General features: G+C 69.0%; 13 protein-coding genes. All 13 read right to left on the bottom strand.

All coding sequences use genetic code 11. The features are described from left to right. Positions 1 to 3: 3 nt before the first annotated feature. Complete coding sequence (locus ACZK0Z_RS03340) at positions 4 to 798, bottom strand: general secretion pathway protein GspN (RefSeq protein ID WP_197633577.1); 795 nt, start codon at positions 796 to 798, stop codon at positions 4 to 6. Further along, the gene (gspM, locus tag ACZK0Z_RS03335; protein WP_049428806.1) at positions 788 to 1,501 is read right to left on the bottom strand and encodes a type II secretion system protein GspM; all 714 of its coding nucleotides are present in this window, start codon (positions 1,499 to 1,501) and stop codon (positions 788 to 790) included. Before gspM ends, ACZK0Z_RS03340 begins: the two co-directional genes overlap by 11 nt. After that, positions 1,476 to 2,621: a PilN domain-containing protein gene (locus ACZK0Z_RS03330; RefSeq protein ID WP_197633578.1), complete on the bottom strand. Its 1,146-nt coding sequence runs from the start codon at positions 2,619 to 2,621 to the stop codon at positions 1,476 to 1,478. Before ACZK0Z_RS03330 ends, gspM begins: the two co-directional genes overlap by 26 nt. After that, positions 2,618 to 3,481, bottom strand: coding sequence for a type II secretion system minor pseudopilin (locus ACZK0Z_RS03325; RefSeq protein WP_049428803.1), 864 nt, complete (start codon positions 3,479 to 3,481; stop codon positions 2,618 to 2,620). Before ACZK0Z_RS03325 ends, ACZK0Z_RS03330 begins: the two co-directional genes overlap by 4 nt. Continuing rightward, positions 3,478 to 4,110 carry a type II secretion system protein J gene (locus ACZK0Z_RS03320; RefSeq protein WP_049428801.1) on the bottom strand — a complete coding sequence of 211 codons (633 nt, stop codon included), beginning with the start codon at positions 4,108 to 4,110 and terminating at the stop codon, positions 3,478 to 3,480. The genes ACZK0Z_RS03325 and ACZK0Z_RS03320 overlap by 4 nt, the downstream gene beginning before the upstream one ends. Next, entirely contained in the window at positions 4,107 to 4,532 is a 426-nt protein-coding gene (xpsI, locus tag ACZK0Z_RS03315; RefSeq protein WP_049428798.1) for a type II secretion system protein XpsI, read from the bottom strand. The genes ACZK0Z_RS03320 and xpsI overlap by 4 nt, the downstream gene beginning before the upstream one ends. Next, positions 4,529 to 5,023 carry a type II secretion system protein XpsH gene (gene xpsH / locus ACZK0Z_RS03310; RefSeq protein ID WP_049428797.1) on the bottom strand — a complete coding sequence of 165 codons (495 nt, stop codon included), beginning with the start codon at positions 5,021 to 5,023 and terminating at the stop codon, positions 4,529 to 4,531. Before xpsH ends, xpsI begins: the two co-directional genes overlap by 4 nt. A gap of 6 nt (positions 5,024 to 5,029) precedes the next feature. Then, positions 5,030 to 5,473, bottom strand: coding sequence for a type II secretion system major pseudopilin GspG (gene gspG / locus ACZK0Z_RS03305; RefSeq protein ID WP_049428795.1), 444 nt, complete (start codon positions 5,471 to 5,473; stop codon positions 5,030 to 5,032). A gap of 49 nt (positions 5,474 to 5,522) precedes the next feature. Continuing rightward, positions 5,523 to 6,743, bottom strand: a complete 1,221-nt coding sequence (gene xpsF, locus ACZK0Z_RS03300) for a type II secretion system protein XpsF (RefSeq protein ID WP_049428794.1) — start codon at positions 6,741 to 6,743, stop codon at positions 5,523 to 5,525. 24 nt (positions 6,744 to 6,767) lie between these two features. Then, a complete protein-coding gene (gene gspE / locus ACZK0Z_RS03295; RefSeq protein WP_049428792.1) occupies positions 6,768 to 8,489 on the bottom strand; it encodes a type II secretion system ATPase GspE in 1,722 nt (573 codons plus the stop codon). Between the two features lie 137 nt (positions 8,490 to 8,626). Continuing rightward, positions 8,627 to 10,519: a S8 family serine peptidase gene (locus ACZK0Z_RS03290; RefSeq protein WP_197633579.1), complete on the bottom strand. Its 1,893-nt coding sequence runs from the start codon at positions 10,517 to 10,519 to the stop codon at positions 8,627 to 8,629. Positions 10,520 to 10,676: 157 nt separating this feature from the next. Continuing rightward, positions 10,677 to 17,858 (bottom strand): ESPR-type extended signal peptide-containing protein, encoded by a 7,182-nt coding sequence (locus ACZK0Z_RS03285; RefSeq protein ID WP_336339905.1) that lies wholly within the window; start codon positions 17,856 to 17,858, stop codon positions 10,677 to 10,679. 439 nt (positions 17,859 to 18,297) lie between these two features. Further along, positions 18,298 to 22,182, bottom strand: a complete 3,885-nt coding sequence (gene purL, locus ACZK0Z_RS03280) for a phosphoribosylformylglycinamidine synthase (protein WP_197633581.1) — start codon at positions 22,180 to 22,182, stop codon at positions 18,298 to 18,300. Positions 22,183 to 22,306 lie beyond the last annotated feature (124 nt).

The following is a 22,306-nucleotide window of genomic DNA, read 5'->3' as shown; positions in this document are numbered from 1 at the left end:
ACTCTATCGGTTGGTGCCATCGCCCGGGGGCGGCGACGGTTGTTGCTGCTGTTGTTGCTGCAGCTGGCGGCGACGGGCCTGGATGCGTTCGCGGATGGCCTGCATCTGCGCTTCGCTGGGGCCGTTGTTGTTGGCAGGCGGTGCCGCGGCGGCGGCTGGTGGCACGCTGCTGGCGGGCTGCGGCTGCGCGGTTGCGGTTGCAGCAGCCGGAGGTGGGGATGGCATCGGCGGTGCGCCCGCCGGCGGCGGCACAACGACCGCACCCGCCGGCGGCGCGCCATTGGCACCCCGTAGTACGGTGGGTGGCTCGCCGCCCTGGCCGTTGAACACGGCCAGTTCCAGCACCTGGCTGCCACTTGGGCCGATCACCGTGGCCTGGCGCGGCGCCAGCCCCACCAGTTGCCAGCCTTCCACCGCTTCGCCATTGAGGCGCAGCCGCAGCGAACGATTCTGTTCGGTGGTGAAGGTGGCCATGCCGAAGTCGCCGGTCAGCAGCACGCCGGTCAAGCGCAGCGCGGCGCTGGCGGCAGGCTCGCTTCCACCGAGCAGGTAGGGCTTCGGCGTGCGGTCCTCAGCGAAAAGTGGATGCTCACCGATCGCGCTGTAGCTGTCGGCGCTGGGCATGCGTTCTGCGGCCAACGGCGGCAGCACCGGCAGCAAAGGCGCCGCATCGGCATCGCCGTCTGCAACGGGTAGCTGGCTGCCCAGACCGAAGCCGGTGGCCAACCAGACCGCCGCGGCCCAACCCGCCAGGGCCAGCAGGAAACCGGTGCGCAGGCTGATCTGCTCAAGTTTCATCAGCCACCTCCTGTCCCTCGGCCGGCGCAGCCGGTGCGGGGGCGGGGGCCGCCGAAGGCGGCTGCGGCGCGGACACCGGTTCGGCGGCAGGTGCCGGGGCACTGCCATCGGCAGCAGCGCCCGGCAGCAGGTAGCCCGCCAGCTCGAACGACACATCCAGGCCAAGCCCGGATTCATTCGGCGACTGCTGGAAGCGCTGCGCGATCAGGTTGAGATTGTCGACGAACAAGCGCGGGCTGCCGGTTTCCAGGCTGTGCAGCACCGTGGCCAGCTCGGCCACGCCACAGCGCAGGCGCACCTGCATGGCCACGCGCACGAACTCGGCGTCCCGGCGGTTGTCGGTGAGCGGCGTGCGGTTGCTGATGGTGCAGCTGCGGTTGCCCGGGCTGGCCATCGCCACCGCATCCTGCAGCTTGGCGCCAAGCGCAGCGGCAGCCGCTTCGGCGGTCGCTTCGCGCAGGAAGCCCGGCCGTTGCTGCAGGGCTTCCCGGGTGGCGCGCAGGCGCTGCTCGATCTGCGGCTTCTGCTGCAACTGTGCCTGCACCCGCGATTCGCGCTCGCGCAGTGCGGCCACATCGGCATCGATCTCGCGCAGCGGCTGGGTGAACCACGGGTGCACCAGCAGCAGATAGGCCAGGCCCAGCACTGCCAGCAGCAGTGCCAGTGCCAGCCAGCGGTCACGGCGTGCGCTTGGCATCGGCATCGGCCGCCTCCCGGGTCGGGGCTGCCGTCGGCAACGGCTGCAGTTCAGCGGTCATGGTGAAGCGGTCGCGGCCGCTGGCGGCACCATCGGCCTGCAGCACGCCGGTCAGGTTCACCTTGCGCCACTGCGGCGCATCCTGCAGCAGCTGCACCAGCTGCGATGCCTCGCGGCTGAGCCCGATCAGCTGCAGGTTGTTGTTCTCGATGGCCAGTTTTTCCAGGTACGTCCCCTCCGGCAGGCGCCGGGTCAGTTCGTTCCAGATCTCCACCGTACCGGCGCGCTGGCCGCGCTGCTTTTCCAGGAACGCAGCACCGTCGATCAGCGCCTGCAGCTGCGCACGTTCGCTGGCCACGCCACGCGCACTGCGCGCACTGCGCTCCACCTGGGCCCGCAGTTCGTCAGCTGCCGCGCGGCGGTTGTCGAGCAGCTGCAGGCCAGCCAGCACCAGCATCACCACCGCGGCCACCGCCAGCAGAAGGTTCCAGCGCCGCATCGGGTCGGCCTGCTGCTGACGCTGCGCGGGCGGCAGCAGGTTCACCTGCAGGATGTTGCCCTGCGCATCGATGGCATCGACACCGGACAGTACATCGGCCCATTGGCCCACATTGCTGCGCCAGGCCTCGAGCTGCCGCAACGGCCAAGCCACCAGTTCGACCTGCAGCTGGCCCTCGCCTGCCGCGCCACGTTCACGCACGTCATAGCTGACCTGGCTGGATTCGAACGGCGTCTGCCGGTCGATCTCGAAGCCGACCACCGCACGCAGGCGGTCAGCCGCCGCCACTGGCAGGCGCAGCTGCCGGCGCAGCACATCGGCGGCCGGCAGCAGCCACACCCGCGGCAAGCTGCGCAGGCGGGCTTCCAGCACGCGATCCAGTTCGGCCGGGGACAGCGGCCACGGCAGCCGTACCACCGGCTCGCGGCGCTCACCGGCCTCGCGCCAGACCTGGAGCTGGTCGCCTTCACGCTGCAGCAGCAGGCGTGCCTGCGCCCAGCCCAGCGCCCACTGCCAACGGGCCGGCACCCACGCCAGCAACGATTGCCGCCACCAGCGCAGGAAACGGCCGACGCCCGGGCCGATCCGGCCCTGCACCTGCCGCACACTGTCCTGCCAAGCCGTCATCTTGCTGTCATTCCCTGCTCCCAGCGAAGCACTGTGTAGGACCGCCCGGGAACCCCGCCCGAGCCATTGCGTACCACCGCCTGCAACACCGACCGGCGTCCACTGCCGTCGGTGACACGGGACTCGATACTATAGGTGCCACTGCTGCTGGCAAGGGTTGACGCACCCGCAGCGGAATCGGCATCACGCTCCTGCTGGGCACGCTGGGCCAGCACGGTATCGGCGTCCAGGCCCAATGCGGTCAACACCACCGCACTGGCGAACTGCGGATCCGGCCGCGCCTGGCGGCTGTACAGGGTCAGGTGCGGCAGCATCTTCTGATACAACGGCCCACGCATGCCGAGCACCCGCTGCAGCTCGCCAAGGGTCTCGAAACGCTTGTTGCGAGGGCCATAGGGCAGGCCTGCCGCAGCATAGTCGGGCGCTTCGGCACCACCGCCGGGCTGCAGCAGGCTGTCCTCGTCACGCCAGTCGACGATCGCGCCGGCCAGCTGGCGGGCCTGCATTTCGTCTTCACCCAGCGCCTTGAGGAAGGCGCTCAGCAGGGCCACGTCGGCCAGGTTCAGGTTGATCTTGCCGTTCTCGTCCAGCACCTTGATCTCGATGCTGGCGTCATCGAACTGCCAGCGATAGGCACGGCCATCGGCGCGCCAGGGCGCTCGCTGCGGATCGGCGGACAGGCGCGTCAGCGCGTACTCCAGTCCCGCCCGTGCACGCTCCTGGCCACGCGCATCATCGTCCAGCACCCGCTGCTGCAGATGCTCGACCCGCGCGCTCAACGCGAACGCCCCCACCAGCGCCGTCATCAGCGCGATCAGCCACAGCACCAGCACCAGTGCCGCGCCGCGTTCCCGGTTCACCGTGCACCTCCACTGCCGCCCGCGCGCGGAGCGACCACCAGTGCAGGCCAGGGGGCGCCCTTGGCGGGCACGATCTGGATCTCCACCAGCATCGGCAGGCGCCGGGTATCGTCCCAGCGCGGCATCCAGTCGGTGACCTGGCCGGTGCTGGCATCGATGCCGCGGTAGCGCAGCTGTACCGATTTGAGGTTCTCCACCAGCACCTCCGGCGGGCGCGGCGGATTCTCGGCAATGCGCTCGCCTTCCTGCAGCAGCACCAGGTCCAGCAGCAGGCGCTGCTGGCCGCTGCGGCCGTCCACCTGCAATGCATGCAGGTACGCCCCACCGCGGCCGAGATAACCGGGTAGATCAGCCGCGAACAGCATGCGTTGTTCTTCGCCCTGGAAGAAGATCGGTTCGCGGGTGGGATCGGGCACTTCCAGCGGCGTGCGCAGCGCACCCGCCAGTTGTCGCCGCAGCAAGGTCTCAACCGCACGCATGCGTTCGCTCTCGGCGGCAATCTGCTCGCCACGCTGGCTCACCGCCATCGCCGAGCGCACGCTGGCGAACGCCAACGCCAGGCCACCGGCCAACAGCACCGTGGCCAGCATCACTTCCACCAGGGTGAAGCCTGCGGCGCGTCGCTTCATCGCGCGCTCTCCAGGTCCGGTGGCAGCAGGCGCAGGCTGCGCCAGCGCAGTTGTTCGCGTTCGCTGTCGCCCCAGCGCACCTGAAGCTGCAGCTCGGCCAGCCAGGGAGCCCCCGGCGATTGCGCCTGTACCTGTGCCACGTTGCCGGCACGCGGCTCGACCCATGGTTGCACCTGCAGCTCCCAATGGTATCGGCCCTGTTCCCAGTCGCCCTGCTGGCTGCCGACCTGCAATGGCGAGGCGACACCGGCTTCGGCCAGCAACGACTGCGCATGCAGCACCGCACGCGTGCGCAGCTCGGCCTCGCGGACCTGTTTCGCGCCACCTGACAGGCTGCCCAGCAGCAGTGTCAGCGCAAGGCCCAGCAGGGCGAAGGCGATGATCACTTCCAGCAGGGTGAAACCACGCGCCCGCCGCTTCATGGCGCCTGCCACGGGCCGGAGCGGACCTCGCCGGTCAACCAGCCGACATCGATGCGCCATTCGGCGCCCTCACGCTGCAGCCGGATGCGGCCACCACTGGAGCCACCATCGGGATGGAACTCGATCACGCCCTGCCCCGGTGCGGTGGCCAGCTGCGCGGCGCCTTCGAACTGCACCTGCAGCTGCGCCGGGACGTCGCCCTGGCGCTGGTTCGCACCTTGCCAGTGGCGACGCGCCGGTTCGATCACGAAGCGCTGCGGTTCACCGCGCGCGATGGCCTGGGCGCGCACCATGCGCAGCTGGTTGGCGATGTCCTTGCCGGCGCTGCGCAGCTGCATGCCGGCAAAGCCGCGCGACAGACCCGCGGCGGTGATCAGGCCGATCGCGGCGATCAGCGCGATCACCAGCAGCATTTCCAGCAACGACAGGCCCGCTGCGCGCCTGTCGTGCAGGCGCGGGCGAGGCAGCCGGCGCGGCAGGAAATGCGTCATGCCCGGTTACGGCTGGTAGCGGATGTCAGCGTCGACGCTGCTGCCACCGGCCTTGCCGTCCTTGCCCAGGCTGATCAGTTCATACGGCTGGCCTTCGCCCGGCGCGCGGTACTCCAGCGCGTGGCCCCACGGGTCATTCAGGTCGGCCGGCTTGGCGTACGGGCCCAGCCAGCCGCCGACACCGGCCGGTGCGGTCACCAGATCGTTGAGCGAGCCCGGCAGCTTGCCGGTATCGATCTGGTAGTTGTCGACCTTGGAGGCAACGGTCTGCACCTGGGCCTTGGCGATGTTCGCCTTGCCACGATCGGCGCCGCCCAGCACGCGGCTGGCGACCAGGGTCAGCACCGCGCCGATCAGCACGATGACGATGATGATTTCCAGCAGGCTCATGCCCGACTGGCTGCGCGCGGCGGTGAAGGAAAGGCGGATCGGTCGACGGGAAGCAATCATGGTCGGTCCTTTCAGTTGCGGAGTGTCGAGGTTGCGTAGGGAGCCATCATCAGCCGATGGCATTGGTCAGGTCGTACAACGGCACCAGCACGGCCACGATCACCGCACCGACCACCGAGGCCAGCACCAGGGTGATCGCCGGCACCATCGCCGCCAACAGGCGGTCGATGCGACGGGCGCTGTCCTGTTCAAACGTGTCGGCAGCTTTCAGCAGCATGGTATCGAGCGCGCCGGACTCCTCGCCGACCTGGATCATCTGCAGCGCCAGGCGCGGGAATCGCTTGCCACGTGACAGCGCCAGCGACAGGCCGGCACCGTTCTTCACTTCATCGGCGGCCGCTTCCACGTCAGCGGCAAGCGCGCGGTTGCCCAGCACGTTGCGTGCGATGCCCAGCGCCCCGAGCAGCGGCACGCCATTGCGCAGCAGGGTGCCCAGCGTGCGCGCCAGCCGTGCGGTTTCCAGTTCGCCCAGCAGGCGGCCGATGCCGCGACGCTGCAGCAGCCATCCATCCAGCGCCAGCCGGAACGCCGGCTGCCGTACCTTGCGTTCGAAGAACAGTGCCAGCACTGCAGGCACCACCAGCAGCAGCACCCACCAGTCGCGCACGAACAGGCCCAGCTGCAGCACCGCATTGGTGAACCACGGCAGCGCCACGTCCAGGCTTTCGTACATCTGCGCGAACTGTGGCACCACGTAACCGAGCAGGAACAGCAGCGCACCGCCCACCACCACCAGCAGGATGGCCGGATAGACCAGTGCGTTGATCACCTTGCCCTGCAGCGCGCGGCTGCGTTCGAGATAGTCGGCCAGCCGCTGCAGCGTCTCGTGCAGGCTGCCACCCGCCTCGCCGGCACGCACCATGTTCACGTACAGGCGCGAGAACAGGCCGTGCTGGCGCTCCAATGCGGTCGACAGCGGCGCACCACCGCGCACCACGTCGCGGATGTCGGTGATCGCGCGGCGCGAACGCTCGTCTTCCGGCAGGCCGAGCAGGATCGACAGCGCACGGTCAAGCGGCTGGCCGGCACCCAGCAGGGTCGCCAGCTGCTGGGTGAACTGCAGCAGCGCCGCACCCTGCAACGGGCGCTGGCGCAGCAGCGTGCGCCAGCTGCTGCCGCCGACCACGCCGCCATCGGCCAGCTGGGTCTCCATCGGCAGGTGGCCCTGATCCTGCAGGCGCGCGATCAGTTCGGCCTCGCTGCCTGCTTCCATCTGCCCGTCGAAGATCTCGCCGTGCGGATTGAGCGCCTTGTAGCGGTAGTTCGGCATGTCAGCCCCGGCGTCCTGCGCGCATCAGCTTTCCTCGGTCACGCGCAGCACTTCCTCGATGGTGGTCTGGCCGCTGAGCGCTTTGGCCAGGCCATCCTCGTACATGGTGCGCATGCCGGCTTCGCGGGCGATGCGTTCGATCTCGCCCATGCCATCGCGGCGCATCACCGCACGCCGCAGCGCGTCGTTCATTACCAGGAATTCCATGATGGTGGTGCGGCCCAGGTAGCCGGTCGGCGCCAGTGCCGAAGGCTTCGGGCGGTACAGGTGGATCGGCCCTTCCGGTTGCAGACGGCGCAGCTCGAAACGCTCGATCTCCTCCGGCGAGGCTTCATAGCGCTCGGCGTGCGTCGGTTCCAGCCGGCGCACCAGGCGCTGGGCCAGGATGCCGTTGATGGTGGAAGTGAGCAGATAGTCCTCCACACCCATGTCGAGCAGGCGGGTGATGCCGCCGGCCGCATTGTTGGTGTGCAGGGTGGACAGCACCAGGTGGCCGGTCAGCGCCGACTGGATCGCGATGCGCGCGGTTTCCAGGTCGCGCATTTCGCCGATCATGATGATGTCCGGGTCCTGGCGCACGATGCTGCGCAGTGCGTTGGCAAAGTCCAGGCCGATCTGCGGCTTGGCCTGGATCTGGTTGATGCCCTCGATCTGGTACTCGACCGGATCTTCCACCGTGATGATCTTGACGTCGGCGGTGTTGAGCTGGCTCAGCGCGGTGTACAGCGTGGTGGTCTTACCCGAACCGGTCGGGCCGGTGACCAGCAGGATGCCGTGCGGTTGTTCCAGCACCTTGCGGAACTGCGGCAGGAACGCATCGGTAAAGCCGAGCCGATGGAAATCGAACACTACCGTTTCGCGGTCGAGCAGGCGCATCACCACGCTCTCGCCGTGCGCGGTCGGCACCGTGCTCACGCGCAGGTCCAGCTCTTTGCCCTGAACGCGCAGCATGATGCGCCCATCCTGCGGCAGGCGGCGCTCGGCGATGTTGAGGCGGGCCATGATCTTGATGCGGCTGATCACCGCGGCAGTGAGGTTGGCCGGCGGGCTTTCGCCCTCCACCAGCACGCCGTCGACGCGGTAACGCACCTTCAGCCGGCTCTCGAAGGGCTCGACATGGATGTCCGAAGCGCGCAGCTCCACCGCACGCTGGATCACCAGGTTGACCAGGCGGATCACCGGCGCTTCCGAGGCAAGGTCGCGCAGGTGCTCGATATCGTCGACCGCGCCACCCTCGCCGTCTGCGGTTTCAACGATCGCGCCCATCGCGCTGCGGCCCTGGCCGAACCAGCGCTCGACCAGGTCATCGATCTCCGCACGCATGCCCAACACCGGCGTCACCGGTACGCCCAGCGCCAGCTGCACGGCCTGCTGCGGGTACGGATCGTGGGCGTCGGCCAGCCACAGCCGCACGCCCTGTTCATCCAGCGCCAACGGGCATACATGGAACTGCTTGAGGAAACGAAGGGACAGCGGCAGGCCCTCGGCCAGGCCCTGGGGCGGTGAATCCGGCAATTGCTTGCCATCCAGCAGCGGCAGACCCAGCACCTCGGCGCTGGCCTGCGCCTGGTCACGTTCGGATACCAGCCCCAGCCTCACCAGCAGGCCGAGCAGGCTGCCGCCCGCCTCCGCGTGCAGCGGCCGAGCCCGTGCAAGATCGCCCTCCTTGAGGCGGCCACGCGCCAGCAACGCATCCAGGATGCGACCTTCGGCGTCGTCGGCGGCGGTTGCAGCAAGCGCGTTCACGTGACCCTCCTGTCAATCGGCTCGACTTTAGCAGTTACGCCGTGATTTCCGTCGCCCCGCCGCCCGCTTTCGTAAAAAGACGAAGCCCGTCACATGCGGGTGACGGGCTTCGGCCATTCAACTACCGCGATGCGCGCTTACTGCGTGGCGAGAATGCTCACGCCGCTGTATGCCGCTTCGCCCACCACCTTGATGTAGTAGGTGCCGGCAGTCGCTGCAGTTACGCGCACCGTTTCCGAGGTGCCCGGGCGGGTCGAGCGCGCATCGTTGTCGGTGGCACTCGGTTCACGGCCCTTGGCCAGGTACACCGATACGTTGCCGGTGCCGCCATAGGTGATGACGCTGAGCTGCTTGCCTGCCGCAGCTTCGAAGCTGTAAAGCACGCTGCTGCCGGCGGTACCACTCAACCCGCCGATGGCCACCTTGTTGGTCAGCGGCTTGGCCACCGGCCCGCAGTTCTCGGTGCACGGCTCTTCCAGGGCCTTGTCCAGCGCGGCCTTGGCGTCGACGATGCCGGTGCCGATCGGGGTGGCGGACGGAATGCTGACCGGGAACGGACGTGCCGTTTCCTTCAGCAGGGTCCGCATGCCTGCCGGTGCGAGCGGGTCGCGGTTGGCGGCGATCAGCGCGCTCTGCACCAGCGCGGCGACGGCAGCCACGTGCGGTGCCGCCATCGAGGTGCCGGCCTTGCCGCCAAGGGTGTAGCCCTCGGTGGAACCAGCTGCCGGCGGCGACGTCTTGCTGCTGGACACCGCCTGCCAGACATAGCCGTTCGGATTGCCGTCGGTGACGCCACCGCCCGGGCCGGACAGATCGATGCGGGTACCGAAGTTGGAGTAGTAGGCCATGGCGCCGGTGATGCCGGTCGCGCCGACCGAGACCACGCCGTCGCAGTTGGCCGGGCGGGCGTTGGCGACATTCATCGAGTCGTTGCCGGCTGCCACCACCACCAGGGTACCGCGGTTGGTGGCACCGGTGATGGCCGCCTGGTAGGCCGGATCACAGCTGCCGGAGCCGCCCAGGCTCATGTTGATGATTTCGGCGGGATTCTGGTTGGCAGGGATGCCGGCCACGGTACCGCCCGAAGCCCAGGTGATGGCGTCGGTGATGTCCGACAGGGTGCCACCGCAGTAGCCGAGCACGCGTACCGGCAGCACCTTGGCCTTGTAGGCCAGGCCGGCGGTATGCAGGCCGTTGTTGGTGGCCTCGGCGATGGTGCCGGTCACATGGGTACCGTGCCAGCTGCTGTCGCGTACCGGCGAACCGTCGTAGCAGGCATTGGCAGTGGGCATCCAGTCACCGTAGTCGAGTGCACCCGGCACGCGGCCATCGGCGGCACGACGCGAGCGGCTGGCCTGGCTGATGAAGTCGTAGCCCTCCAGCAGGGTGCCGGCGGCAAAATCCGGGTGCTCGGGCAGGATGCCGGTATCGAGCACGGCCACCACGATGCCCTCGCCCTGCGAGACGTCCCATGCGGCCGGTGCGTTGACGCCGCCGACCGGGTTGTGGAAGTGCCAGTTGTGGCTCTGGTAGTACGGATCATTGGGCACGAAGTTGGGCGACGCATCGGACTTCGCGACGGCGTCAGCGCGCGGCGACGACGCGGCATCGATCGGATACATGACGGCGTCGGCCACCGCATATTCGACGGTCGGGTCAGCCTTCAGTTCGCCCAGCACCTTGTCCAGCTCGGCGCGCGCGATCCCTCCCTGCAGGCGGATCAGATCGGCACCGATGCCAAGCTTGCGGGCCACCTGCGGGCGCAGCGCGGCACTGCGCGCAGCCGCGTTGGTGCCTGCCGGCACGGCGCGCGCGATGGCCGAGTTGACCACGGCCAGCTTGGCGTTTGCATCGGCAGCTGCGGCGCTGCCAGCGCGGTACTTCACGATGATGCCATCAACCTGCTGCGTCTTCGGGCCGGACAACGGCGCATTTGCTTTCAGGTCGGCGGCCTGTGCCAGGCCAACACCGGTCAGCGACAGCACGGCGGCTGCCAACACATTGATGCGAAGGTTCTGCTTCTTGATCACGTCGAATTCCTCTTCTGGGTCATGGATCGAACCAACACTGCGGCCATCATTCCTTGACGACTCCCGGCCGGCCCAGCCGGGATTGCCGTGACCTCCCCCCAGGCCCTCGTTGCAGGTGCTGCGCCGGCGTGGGTGGCCGCCGGCGCGATGGAGTGGCTTACCAGCCGAAGCCGGCACCGACGCCGACCGAGCTGTCGTCGCTGCTGAAGGCACCGCCGACCGTCACCGTGGCGCGATCGCTGATCGCACGCTGGTAACCCAGCGACAGTGCCGATTCGCCGCCCTGGAAGCCGATGCCGACGCCGACCCGGTTCTGGGTACGGATGCCGGCAGCACTGGTGGCCATGTTGAGCATCGCCGCGCTCATCGCGCCCTGGCGGTCGATGCGGCGATCCATGTGCCGCAGGCGCCCGTCGACCTCGCCCTTGAACACATCGAAGCTGTCGGCGACGGCCTGCACGCGGCTGTCGGTGTAGCTGTTGGCGGTGGCCATGCCACGATCGAGCTGGCCCTTGTTGACCGCATCGGTGGCGGTGGTACCGGCTGCCACGTTGGTGACCTGGCGCTCGTTGCCTTCGCTGCCCACCGACACCGTATTGGCACGATCGGCAACCGAGCCCTGGCCCAGCGCCACCGCGTTGGCAGCGGTGGCACTTGCGCCCTGGCCGATGGCAGTGGACGAGGCGCCGCTGGCCACCGCGCCGTCGCCCATGGCGACCGCGTTGAGCCCCGATGCCGGGGTGCCCACCGGGATGCCCGCACCCGCCGCCGCAGCGGTCGGCGTGCCCTGCACGCGCGCGGTGCTGGCCGGTGCCGCATCGGCCGTCGCCGGGGCTTCGGCAACGCTGGCCAGTGCGCTTTCATCCAGCGAGGCACTCATCGAACGCAGGCTGGCCGTTCCCGAGCGCGTGCCACCGGCGGTGCGGCGGTCGATCTCGCTGACCTTGCGGTCCAGCGCACCCAGCGCATCGCCGACGTTGCTGTAGGTGGCACCCTGGATCACGTAGTTCGGCGCCACGAACACGCCCTGCATGCCGACGCTCGCGCCGCCCCCCAGGAAGCTGGCGGCATCGCTGAGCGACTGGAACAGCTGGCCGCCATTGATCGCCTGGCGGCTGCCGGCGGCGATGCTGCCGGCACCGACGTTGTCGATGGTGGTGCCCTGGAAGCCGGACAGGGTCAGGCGGTCACGGCTGGCGTCGTCGTAGCCGACCGCACTGGCCGCCGTGGTCTCCACCGTGGCGATGCGCGAATCGAAATCACCGACGCGGGTTTCCACTGCGCCCACGCGCTGGTTGGTGACATTGAGCTGGGAGCCGGTCACCGCGTCGCTGCTGCCGGCAGCAATGCGGCCATCGGCCACGTTGACGATGCGCCGGGTGGCCGGGCCATCGGTGGGGTTGCCACTGCCCACCGACACAACATTGGCATCCAGCGCACGTGCTCCGGCACCGATTGCAACCGAGTTGACGCCGACCGCTCCCGCGCCGGCGCCAACGGCCAGTGCACCGGAGGCAGACACCGTGGCATTGGCACCCAGCGCGATGCTGCGTGCGCCCGCCGCATTGGCCACCGAGCCCATCGCTACCGAATCGGTACCGATGGCGTTCGCGGTTCCCGTGCCATTGGCGCGGAAATATCGGTTGGTGGTGTTGGCGGTGAACGCAACGGCGTCCAGCTGCCCGCGATTCACTGCGTCATTGATTTCGGTACCGTTGGCGACATTGGTGACCTGCCGGTTGTTGACGGCACTGCCGACGGACACGGTATTGGCACGATCGGCCACCGAGCCTCCACCCAGTGCGACACTGCCGGCAGCCGAAGCGTTGGCACTGACACCCACCGCCGTGGCATTCAAACCGGTGGCCTTGCTGCCGTAACCGACCGCAGTACCCAGGCGGCCGCTGGCTTCGGCATAGCTGCCCAGCGCCGAAGCGCCATCGGCCGAGGCACTGGCGCGGAAGCCACTGGCCTGCGACTGCGTGCCGGTAGCCGTGGACTGCGCACCGTTGGCCGTGCTGTAGGGCCCCTTGGCCTGGGCCCCGGCGCCAGTGGCGCTGGCGCCGGTTTCGCTGGCGCTGGCGCCGCTGCCCAGCGCAACGCTGTCGACACCACTGGCCTGCGCAGCATTGCCCAGTGCGGCAGCGTTGTTGCCGGTGGCCAGTGCATCGAAGCCGACCGCGGTGGCGTTGGCGGCCATGGCGTTGGCGCCGCTGCCCAGCGCAGTCGCACCGTTGCCGATCGCATTGGCCGCATTGCCGGCCGCCAGCGCATTTTCACCATCGACCAGTGCACCTGCCTCGCCATCGGCATTGCCGCTGGCCTGGAACTGGCGGCTGGTCTTGTCGGCCACGCTGGCAACGGCGTCGAGCTGGCCCTTGTTCACCGCATCGGTGGCTTCGGTACCGGCGGCAACGTTGGTGACCTGGCGTTCGCTGCCGGCCTTGCCAACGGCCACCGTGTTGTCGCGGTCAGCCTTGGAACCGGCACCGAGCGCAACGCTGTTGCTGCCATTGGCGGTGGCGTTTGCACCCAGCGCCGTGGCGTTGGTACCAGCCGACCAGGCATTCCAGCCGATGGCCGTAGCGTAGTCCTCGGTGGCCCACGCACCGGCACCGAACGCCGCCGCACCGGTGCCACTGGCACGCGATGGGATCAGGCCGAAGAAGGTGCTGCCGCCGATCGCCACGCTTTCCGCACCGCTGGCTTCACTCGACTGACCCACCGCAACCGCGCCGGTGCCGGCCGCGGCCGCGCCGAAGCCCACCGCCGTTGTGTTGGCGCCGCTGGCCGCCGAGCCATAGCCCAGTGCGGTGCCGAGGCGACCGGTCGCTTCGGCATAGCCACCCACCGCTGTGGTGCCATCGGCGGAGGCCGCGCTGCGGAAGCCGCTGGCAAGGGACTGTGCGCCACTGGCGTTGGATTCAGTACCGTTGGCGGTGCTGTAGACACCGCTTGCCTGTGCACGCGCGCCCACCGCGCTTGTCCCCACTTCGCTGGCGCTGGCACCACTGCCCAGGGCCAGGCTGTCCTCGCCGGTGGCCTGTGCGGTGCTGCCCAGTGCCGCCGCGTTGGTGCCGGTCGCCAGTGCATCGATGCCGACGGCGGTGGCGTTGGCGGCCAGCGCATTGGCACCACTGCCCAGCGCGGTAGCGCCGTTGCCGATGGCGTTGGCCGCATCACCGGCGGCCAGCGCATTGTCGCCCTCCACCAGCGCGCCGGTTTCACCATCGGCATTGCCGCTGGCCTGGAACTGCCTGCTGGTCTTTTCCGCGGCGGCGGCTACGGCATCGAGCTGGTTCTTGTTGACCGCATCGTTGCCCTGCGTGCCATCGGCCACGTTGGTGATCTGGCGGGTGTTCCCGCCGCCGCCCACCGACACGGTGTTGTCGCGGTCCGCAATCGAATCCGCACCGAGCGCCACGCTGTTGGCCGCGCGCGATTCCGCCGCATTGCCCAGCGCGGTGCTGTTGATGCCTCCCGACCAGGCGCCACCGCCCACCGCCGTGGAGTAGTTGCCCGAGGCTTCGGTGGCCAGCGTGCCGAACAGCGAACCACCAATGGCGACGCTGTTGGTACCGGTGGCCAGGCTGCCCTGGCCGGTGGCGGTGCTGTAGGCACCGGACGCCTGCGAATCACCGCCCAGCGCCACGCTGTTGGAACCGGAGGCATTGGCGAAGTTGCCAAAGGCGGTGGCATTGAAGGCCGAAGCCTGTGCATAGCCGCCGATGGCGGTGCTGTAACCACCGGTGGCCTCGGCACCGATACCGAACGCTGCCGCAGCCGTGCCGCTGGCCACGCTCTCGCTGCCGACCGCGGTGGCACCACTACCACTGGCGTTGCTGAAGTAGCCCACGGCTACGGCTTCTTCGCCGGAGGCTTCGGACAAGGCACCGCTGGCGGTGCTGCCCGCGCCGCTGGCGATGCTGGCCGCGCCGAACGCCGCACTCTGCTCACCGCTGGCTTCGCTTTCCGCACCCTGCGCGGTGGCGTATTCGCCGGTGGCCTGTGCATTGGCGCCTACGGCACTGGCATTGGCGGCGGTCGCCAGCGCGTTGAAGCCGATCGCCTGCGCGTTGCCGGCCAGCGCATTGGCACCGCTGCCGAGCGCGGTGGCGCCATTGCCGATGGCGTTGGCCGCATCACCTGCGGCCAGCGCGTTGTCGCCCTCCACCAGCGCACCCGCCACATCGTCGCCGTTACCGCTGGCCTGGAAGAAGCGGCTGGTGGTCGTGGCGGTGCTTGCCACCGCGTCCAGCTGTGCCTTGTTCACCGCATCGGTGGCCTGGGTACCGGCGGCAACGTTGGTGACCTGGCGCTCGTTGCCGCTGCTGCCCACCGACACCGTGCGTGCGCGGTTGGCGACCGAGCCCGCGCCGATTGCGACGGCGTTGCTGGCAGTGGCATTGCTGCCCGCACCCAGCGCGATCGCACTTTCGCCGCCGGCCACCGTGTTGGTGCCGATGGCGATGCTGTTGATGCTGTTGCCCAGCGCCTGGAAGCCCAGTGCCACGCTGTTGTCGCCATAGCCGAAGGCACCGCGGCCGACGGCGGTGGCGCTGGTGCCGTTGGCCCAGCTGTTGTAGCCGATCGACGTGGCGCCAGCGCCGCTGGCCCACGCCGCGTTGCCGAACGCGGAAGCGTTGGTGGCGGTCGCCCACGCACCGGAACCGAAGGCGCTGGCGCCACTGGCGGTGGCCCAGCTGTAGCCGCCCACCGCGGTGCTGTCATCGCTGCTGGCGAACGCACTGTCACCCACCGCCACCGCATACGCGCCAGTTGCGCGCGACTTGCCGCCGGCGGCGAAGCTGTTGTCACCGCTGGCCTTGGCCGCATTGCCGAAGGCGCTGCTGGCAACACCGGTGGCCTGCGCGCCGCTGCCGACCGCGGTGGCATCGGCAACCGCAGTGGTGCCGACCTGCTGCGCCTTGCCGTCGGCGCCGATGATCGGCTGGTTGAATTCGTCGTAGGCCTGGCCCAGGCCACCGATGGCGACGCCGCCGCTGCCGGTGGCCGCACTGTTGCGGCCCACCGCCACGCTGTCATCGCCGATCGCCGACGCGGCCGCGCCGTGGGCGACGGCACCCGCACCGATCGCATTGCTCGACGAACCGGCCGCGATGGCGCCCTCCCCCTCGGCCAGCGCGCCGGCATCGCTGTCGGCTTCCGGCTGGGCCTGGAAGAAGCGCGCGGTGCTGTCGGCGATGTTCGCTACCGCATCCAGCTGCGCCTTGTTCACCGCATCGGTGGCTTCGCTGCCTGCAGCGACGCTGGTGATCTGCCGCTCATTGCCGGCGCTGCCCACCGCAACGCTGTTGGCACGCACCGCTTCGGAGTTCGCGCCCAGCGCGACACTGTTGGCGCCGCGTGCAGTGGCGTAGTAGCCCACCGCAGTGCTCTGCGCACCACTGGCCCAGGTCTGCGCGCCGAGCGCACTGGCGTTCTCGCCCGGCGCATAAGCGAAGTAGCCCAGTGCGGTGGCTTCGGCACCGGAGGCTTCGCTGAGGCTGCCGTTGGCCACGGCACGGTCGCCGCTGGCGATGGCGCCTGCGCCGACCGCAGTCGCCGATTCACCGCTGGCCTGGGTCTGTACGAAGAAGCCCAGGCCGGGAATCAGGTCGGCCGGGCCACCGATGGCAACGCTGCTGGTGCCCGTGGCATTGCTCTGCGTACCCAGTGCCGTGGAGTAATCACCGATGGCATTGGAGACCGCACCGAACGCCGACGCCTGCGCGCCGGAGGCATAGGCCCCCACGCCATAGGACGATGCGGCAAAGCCGCTGGCATCGGCGCTGGCGCCGACGGCCGTGCCACCCACGCCGGCACTGGTGGCGCCGGTGACCACCGGCACGCCACCACTGGTGATCAGCGGATTGCCGTTGGCATCCACCGCAGCGCCACCCACGGCCACGCTGCCCGGTCCGTTGGCCTGCGCGTTGTTGCCGAATGCTGCGCTGTTCGGGCCAGAGGCCAGCGCGTTGTTGCCCACCGCGGTCGCGTTCTGCGCAACGGCGGTGGCACCGGCACCGACCGCCGTGGTGCCGTTGCCGATGGCGTTGGCGGCCTCGCCGGCGGCCAGCGCGTCATCACCTTCAGCCAGTGCGCCGGCATCGCTGTTGCTGCTGCCGGTGGCCTGGAAGCGCTTGGCGGTGGCATCGGCCACCGCGGCAACATCCTTCAACTGGCCGACGTTGACCGCATCGGTGTCCTCGGTGCCGGCGGCAACGCTGGTGATCTGGCGGGTCAGGCCGTATTCGGCGGCACCGACGGATACGGTATCGACACGGTCGGCCAGCGAGCCGGCGCCCAGCGCCACGCTGCCGGTAGCGACTGCGGCGGAATTGGAGCCCAGGGCCGTGCTGTATTCACCGACCGCCGTGCTGAACGCACCGACGGCAATCGAGGCTTCGTTGGCGGCGGTGGCGCCGCGACCCAATGCAGTACTGCCGGGACCCATCGCCACGGCACCGCCACCGACGGCGGTCGCACCGTCTGCGGTGGCTTCGGACAATGCACCCAGTGCCGTTGCTGCGCCGTTCTCGCTGGCGGCATACGCACTGGCGCCGACGGCGGTATCGCCAAGGCCGAAGGCTGCCGCGCTCTGCCCGACCACTACGCTGGCATCACCGATCGCCAAGGCGCCCTGGCCGAACGCGCTGGCGCCGATGCCGGCCGCGATGGCCTGGGTGCCGATGGCGGTGGTGGCGTTGGCCAGCGACTGCGCACCGGCACCGGCGGCCAGTGCGCCCTCGCCCTGGATCTTCGCCGCGTCGCTGTCATCGCCTGCGCCGTCGGCCTTGAAATAGCGGTCGCCGTCGGCGGCAACGTCGGCCAGCGCGGCCTGCGTGGCGCGCGCCTGCGCGTCCAGCTGAGCCTTGTTCACTGCGTCGGTCGCCTGCGTGCCTGCGGCGACGTTGGTGACCTGCCGTTCCTTGCCGGCATCACCGACGGAGACGGTGTTGGCACGCGTGGCCCTGGAGCCGGCGCCCAGCGCCACGCTGTTGGCCGCACTCGCACTGCTGTTGCTGCCGATCGCCACCGCATTGCTGCCCTTGGCCGTGGCCGAGCCTTCGATCAGGCACTTTTCGAGCAGCTTGCCGCTGAATGCCACGCAGGTGGCGCTACCGCCGATCTGCACCGACTGTGCGGTGGCAGAGCCACTCATGCCCAATCCCAATACCAGGCCCAGTGCCACCGCCAGCAGTGCGGGCGTGGCCTGTGTCGCATCGCGGCGCTGGTCGACGACCCCACCGCTGCTGCTGTCGGAGGAAGCCAGTTCCGAGGCCACCACCAACTGACCCAATGCTTTGTTCCAGACCTTGCGATAAATCCGATTCATCGGTACGGCTCCTGATTGGACTGGTTTTGGGCAAAGCAACGCCACCGCTGGGCTTTCCGGCCCAACGTCCCCTGGGGGCGTTTATTCGCGTGATTTACTGCGGGGTATTGCCGAACGGCGCGCAGCGACAGAAAACCGAGCGCGTGCGCCAACCGGTTACTGCGAAATGAATGATTCTGAAACGGGGTTCAAGTGTTAACGGCAACTTTGCAGATCGTCAAGACTTTGACACGACAAATCCTATTGCCGTGAAGCAGTTCACTTTTTCGCCTGTTTATAAAAGGATTTTGTTAGCGATGCGTGACGATACTTTGTCGCCTGAAAATCCATGTAACTAGCGGGCGCATCAGGATTTTCACGCGCGCAAAGAAAAAACCCGCCGGTCAACGGCGGGTTTTTCCATACGCGGCGGCATTGATGCGTGCGCGATGTGGTGCGATCAGCCGCACCACACCCGCGCGTTGCGGAACATGCGCATCCACGGCGAATCACCCTGCCACTCGGCCGGGGCCCAGCTCATGTTGAGCGCACGCGGGGTGCGTTCCGGGTGCGGCATCATGATGGTCACGCGGCCGTCGCTGCTGGTCAGGCCGGTGATGCCGTCCGGCGAACCGTTCGGGTTCAGTGGGTACTGGTTGGCAACGTTGCCGTGGCCATCGATGTAGCGCAGCGAAACACGGGCCGCGGCCTGGTCGACCGCGTTGTCGAACACCGCCTGGCCTTCGCCATGCGCCACTGCCACCTGCAGGCGCGAACCGGCCATGCCCCGCAGCAGGATCGATGGAGATTCCACCACTTCCAGCAGCGCGGTGCGGGCCTCGAACTGCTCGCTGGCGTTGCGGCGGAACTGCGGCCAGTGTTCGGCACCGGGAATGATGTCCTTCAGCTGGCTCATCATCTGGCAGCCGTTGCACACGCCCAGGGCAAAGCTGTCCTCGCGCGCGAAGAACGCGGCGAAGGCATCACGCAGCGCGCTGCGCTCCAGGATCGACGTCGCCCAGCCACGGCCGGCACCAAGCACGTCGCCGTAACTGAAGCCGCCGCAGGCGACCAGGCCGGTGAAGTCCTGCAGGGCGACGCGGCCTTCGATCAGGTCGCTCATGTGCACATCGAAGGGACGGAAGCCAGCACGTTCGAAGATATTCGCCATTTCGATCTGGCCGTTGACGCCCTGCTCGCGCAGCACGGCCACGCGCGGACGCGCACCCGTGCTGATGAACGGGGCGGCCACGTCTTCATTGATGTCGAAGCTGAGCTTGGGCTTCAGGCCCGGTGCGTTGAAGGCACGGGCGATCTCACGCTCGGCATCGGCGTTGGCCGGGTTGTCGCGGCGCTTCTGCATGGCGTGGGTGACCGACCACCAGGCGTCGAACAACGCTTCCCAGCGCCATTCGGCCAGGTTCTCGCCGGCCAGCGACACGCGCACCACCGGTGCAGTGGTCGGCTTGGCAATGCGCTGTGCGCATTCGGTCAATGCATGGCGCTCGACCAGGTCGGCAAATGCCGCGCGGTCTTCGCGCGCGATCTGCACCACCGCACCCAGTTCTTCGTTGAACAGGCTGCGGAACGGATCATCGCCCCAGGCATCGAGGGTGATGTCCAGGCCCAGCCGCGAGGTGAAGGCCATTTCGCACAGCGCGGCGAAGGCGCCGCCGTCGCTGCGGTCGTGGTAGGCCAGCAGCAGGCCGGCCTGGCGCGCATCGCGGATCAGTTCGAAGAAGCCGCGCAGGCGCTGCGGGTCGTCCAGGTCCGGGGCGGCACCGGCGAAGGCCGGCAGGTCACCGTGGTCGGCATGCACCTGGGCCAGGATCGAACCGCCCAGGCGCTGCTTGCCGGCGCCGAGGCCGATCAGCCACAGCTCGCTTTCGACGTCGCGGTCGAGCAGCGGAGTCAGCTGCTGGCGCACGTCGGCGACCGGTGCGAACGCGGAGATCACCAGCGACACCGGCGACACGCTCTTGTGCGCCTCGCCCTGGTCGTGCCACTGCGCCTGCATCGACAGCGAGTCCTTGCCCACCGGGATGCTGATGTCCAGCTGCGGGCACAGTTCCATGCCCACGGCCTTCACCGCGTCGTACAGCAGCGCGTCTTCGCCCGGGTGGCCGGCCGCGGCCATCCAGTTCGCCGACAGCTTGATCTCATCCAACGCATCGACCGGGGCAGCGCACAGGTTGGTCAGCGCTTCGCCCACCGCCATGCGTGCCGAAGCTGCCGCATCGAGCAGGGCCAGCGGGGTGCGCTCGCCAATCGACATCGCTTCACCGGCCACGCCTTCGAAGTCGGCCACGGTGATGGCTACATCGGCCACCGGCAGCTGCCACGGGCCGACCATCTGTTCGCGTGCGGTCAGGCCGCCGACGCTGCGGTCACCGATGGTGACCAGGAAGTTCTTCGACGCCACCGTCGGGTGCGCGAGCACGCGCAGGCCCGCTTCCTGCAGATCCAGGCCCGCGGTCTTCAGCGCCGGCCAGCGCGGTGCCGGCGGATGCGCGGTATCGCGGTGCATCTTCGGCGGCTTGCCGAACAGCACGTCCATCGGCAGGTCGATCGGCGCATCGGCCGGGGTGTGGCCCGGCACGGCACCGTAAGCCACCACCAGGTGTTCCTCGGCGGTGGCCACGCCGACCGCAGCGAACGGGCAGCGCTCGCGGGCGCACAGCGCGGCGAACTCGGCCAGGCGCTCCTGGGCCACGCCCAGCACGTAGCGTTCCTGGGATTCGTTGCACCACAGCTGCATCGGCGACAGCGACGGATCGTCGGTGGGCACCTTGCCCAGGTCGATCACGCCGCCGACGTTGGAGTCGTGCAGCAGTTCGGGGATGGCATTGGACAGGCCACCGGCACCGACGTCGTGGAAGAACTTGATCGGGTTGTTGGCCCCCATCGCCACGCAGCGGTCGATGACCTCCTGGCAGCGACGCTCCATCTCCGGGTTGTCGCGCTGAACGCTCGCGAAGTCCAGGTCCTCGGCACTTTCGCCGGAGGCCACCGAACTGGCGGCACCACCGCCCAGGCCGATCAGCATGGCCGGGCCACCGAGCACGATGACCGCATCACCGGCCTGCAGCTGGATCTTGTCGACCTGGATGCGGTCGATGGCGCCGAGGCCACCGGCCAGCATGATCGGCTTGTCGTAAGCGCGGACCAGATCGGCGCCTTCGGGCAGCTCGAAGCTGCGGAAGTAGCCGAGCAGGTTCGGGCGGCCGAACTCGTTGTTGAACGCGGCGCCGCCGAGCGGGCCGTCGGTCATGATTTCCAGCGCCGGCGCCATGCGCGGGTTCAGCGCGCGCGGCGCTTCCCACGGCTGCGGCAGTTCGGGAATGCGCAGGTGCGAGACCGAGAAGCCGGTCAGGCCGGCCTTGGGCTTGCCACCGCGGCCGGTCGCGCCTTCGTCGCGGATCTCGCCACCGGCACCGGTCGAGGCGCCCGGGAACGGCGCGATCGCGGTCGGGTGGTTGTGCGTTTCCACCTTGATCTGGAACGCGCTGGGCACCTGCGGCTCGCGGCGGTATTCGCCACTGGCCGGGTCCGGGCGATAGCGCGAGGCCGGATGGCCTTCGATCACCGCCGCATTGTCGCTGTACGCGCTGAGCGTGTGCTGCGGGGTCTGCTGGTGGGTGTTCTTGATCATCCGGAACAGCGAGCGGTCCTGCTCCTGGCCGTCGATGGTCCAGCTGGCGTTGAAGATCTTGTGCCGGCAGTGCTCGGAGTTGGCCTGCGCGAACATCATCAGTTCCACGTCCGACGGCGAGCGGCCCAGCGCGGTGAAGCGTTCGCGCAGATAGTCGATCTCATCCTGCGCCATGGCCAGGCCGAGGCGCTGGTTGGCAGCCTCCAACTGGTCCACCGGCACGCGTTCCAGCTCGCCACGGGCCGGCGCCGAGAACAGCGCCTGGCCCTGCTCCACGGTCTCCAGCACCGACTGCGTCATGGGGTCGTGCAGCGCCTTGACCAGCGCCTGCCGGGCATCGGCATCGGCCGGCCAGCCCTGCACATCGATGCGCAGGCCACGCTCGACCCGGCTGACCGGCTGACCGGCACCGCGCACCAGCTCGGTGGCCTTGCTCGACCACGGCGACAGCGTGCCCAGGCGCGGCACCACGATGCGGCTGACCGCACCGTCGGCGAGGGCCTCGGCCTGCGGCGCAGCTTCGAGGATGCGGCACAGGGTGGTCAGGTCGGGTGCGGTGCTGCCTTCGGGCTGCACGAAGTAGACGTGCCAGGCACCGCTGATGCGAAGGGAGTGAGCGATGGACTGCAGGCGGGATTCAAGACGTTCGCGGCGGAACGGCGACAGGGCGGGCGCGCCCTCGAGGACCATCATGTCCGGGGAACCGTAGTTGGGAAACGGGCCCGACATTGTACCGGAAGCGGGGGAAGGGCTTTGGCCGGGCGGCGCCCGGCACCCGCCGAGGCCAGGGCCGAAGCAACGGCAACGGCCCAAGCAA

The organism is Stenotrophomonas sp. 116085_Sma (assembly GCF_056479585.1).
This window is presented reverse-complemented; position numbering and strand designations above follow the sequence as displayed.

What these genes read in the sequence shown, in the direction of transcription:
- ACZK0Z_RS03340 (WP_197633577.1), bottom strand. Translation starts at nt 798, where the DNA reads ATGAAACTTGAGCAGATCAGCCTGCGCACCGGTTTCCTGCTGGCCCTG.
- gspM (WP_049428806.1), bottom strand. Translation starts at nt 1,501, where the DNA reads ATGCCGATGCCAAGCGCACGCCGTGACCGCTGGCTGGCACTGGCACTG.
- ACZK0Z_RS03330 (WP_197633578.1), bottom strand. Translation starts at nt 2,621, where the DNA reads ATGACGGCTTGGCAGGACAGTGTGCGGCAGGTGCAGGGCCGGATCGGC.
- ACZK0Z_RS03320 (WP_049428801.1), bottom strand. Translation starts at nt 4,110, where the DNA reads ATGAAGCGACGCGCCGCAGGCTTCACCCTGGTGGAAGTGATGCTGGCC.
- xpsI (WP_049428798.1), bottom strand. Translation starts at nt 4,532, where the DNA reads ATGAAGCGGCGGGCGCGTGGTTTCACCCTGCTGGAAGTGATCATCGCC.
- xpsH (WP_049428797.1), bottom strand. Translation starts at nt 5,023, where the DNA reads ATGACGCATTTCCTGCCGCGCCGGCTGCCTCGCCCGCGCCTGCACGAC.
- gspG (WP_049428795.1), bottom strand. Translation starts at nt 5,473, where the DNA reads ATGATTGCTTCCCGTCGACCGATCCGCCTTTCCTTCACCGCCGCGCGC.
- xpsF (WP_049428794.1), bottom strand. Translation starts at nt 6,743, where the DNA reads ATGCCGAACTACCGCTACAAGGCGCTCAATCCGCACGGCGAGATCTTC.
- ACZK0Z_RS03285 (WP_336339905.1), bottom strand. Translation starts at nt 17,858, where the DNA reads ATGAATCGGATTTATCGCAAGGTCTGGAACAAAGCATTGGGTCAGTTG.
- purL (WP_197633581.1), bottom strand. Translation starts at nt 22,182, where the DNA reads ATGATGGTCCTCGAGGGCGCGCCCGCCCTGTCGCCGTTCCGCCGCGAA.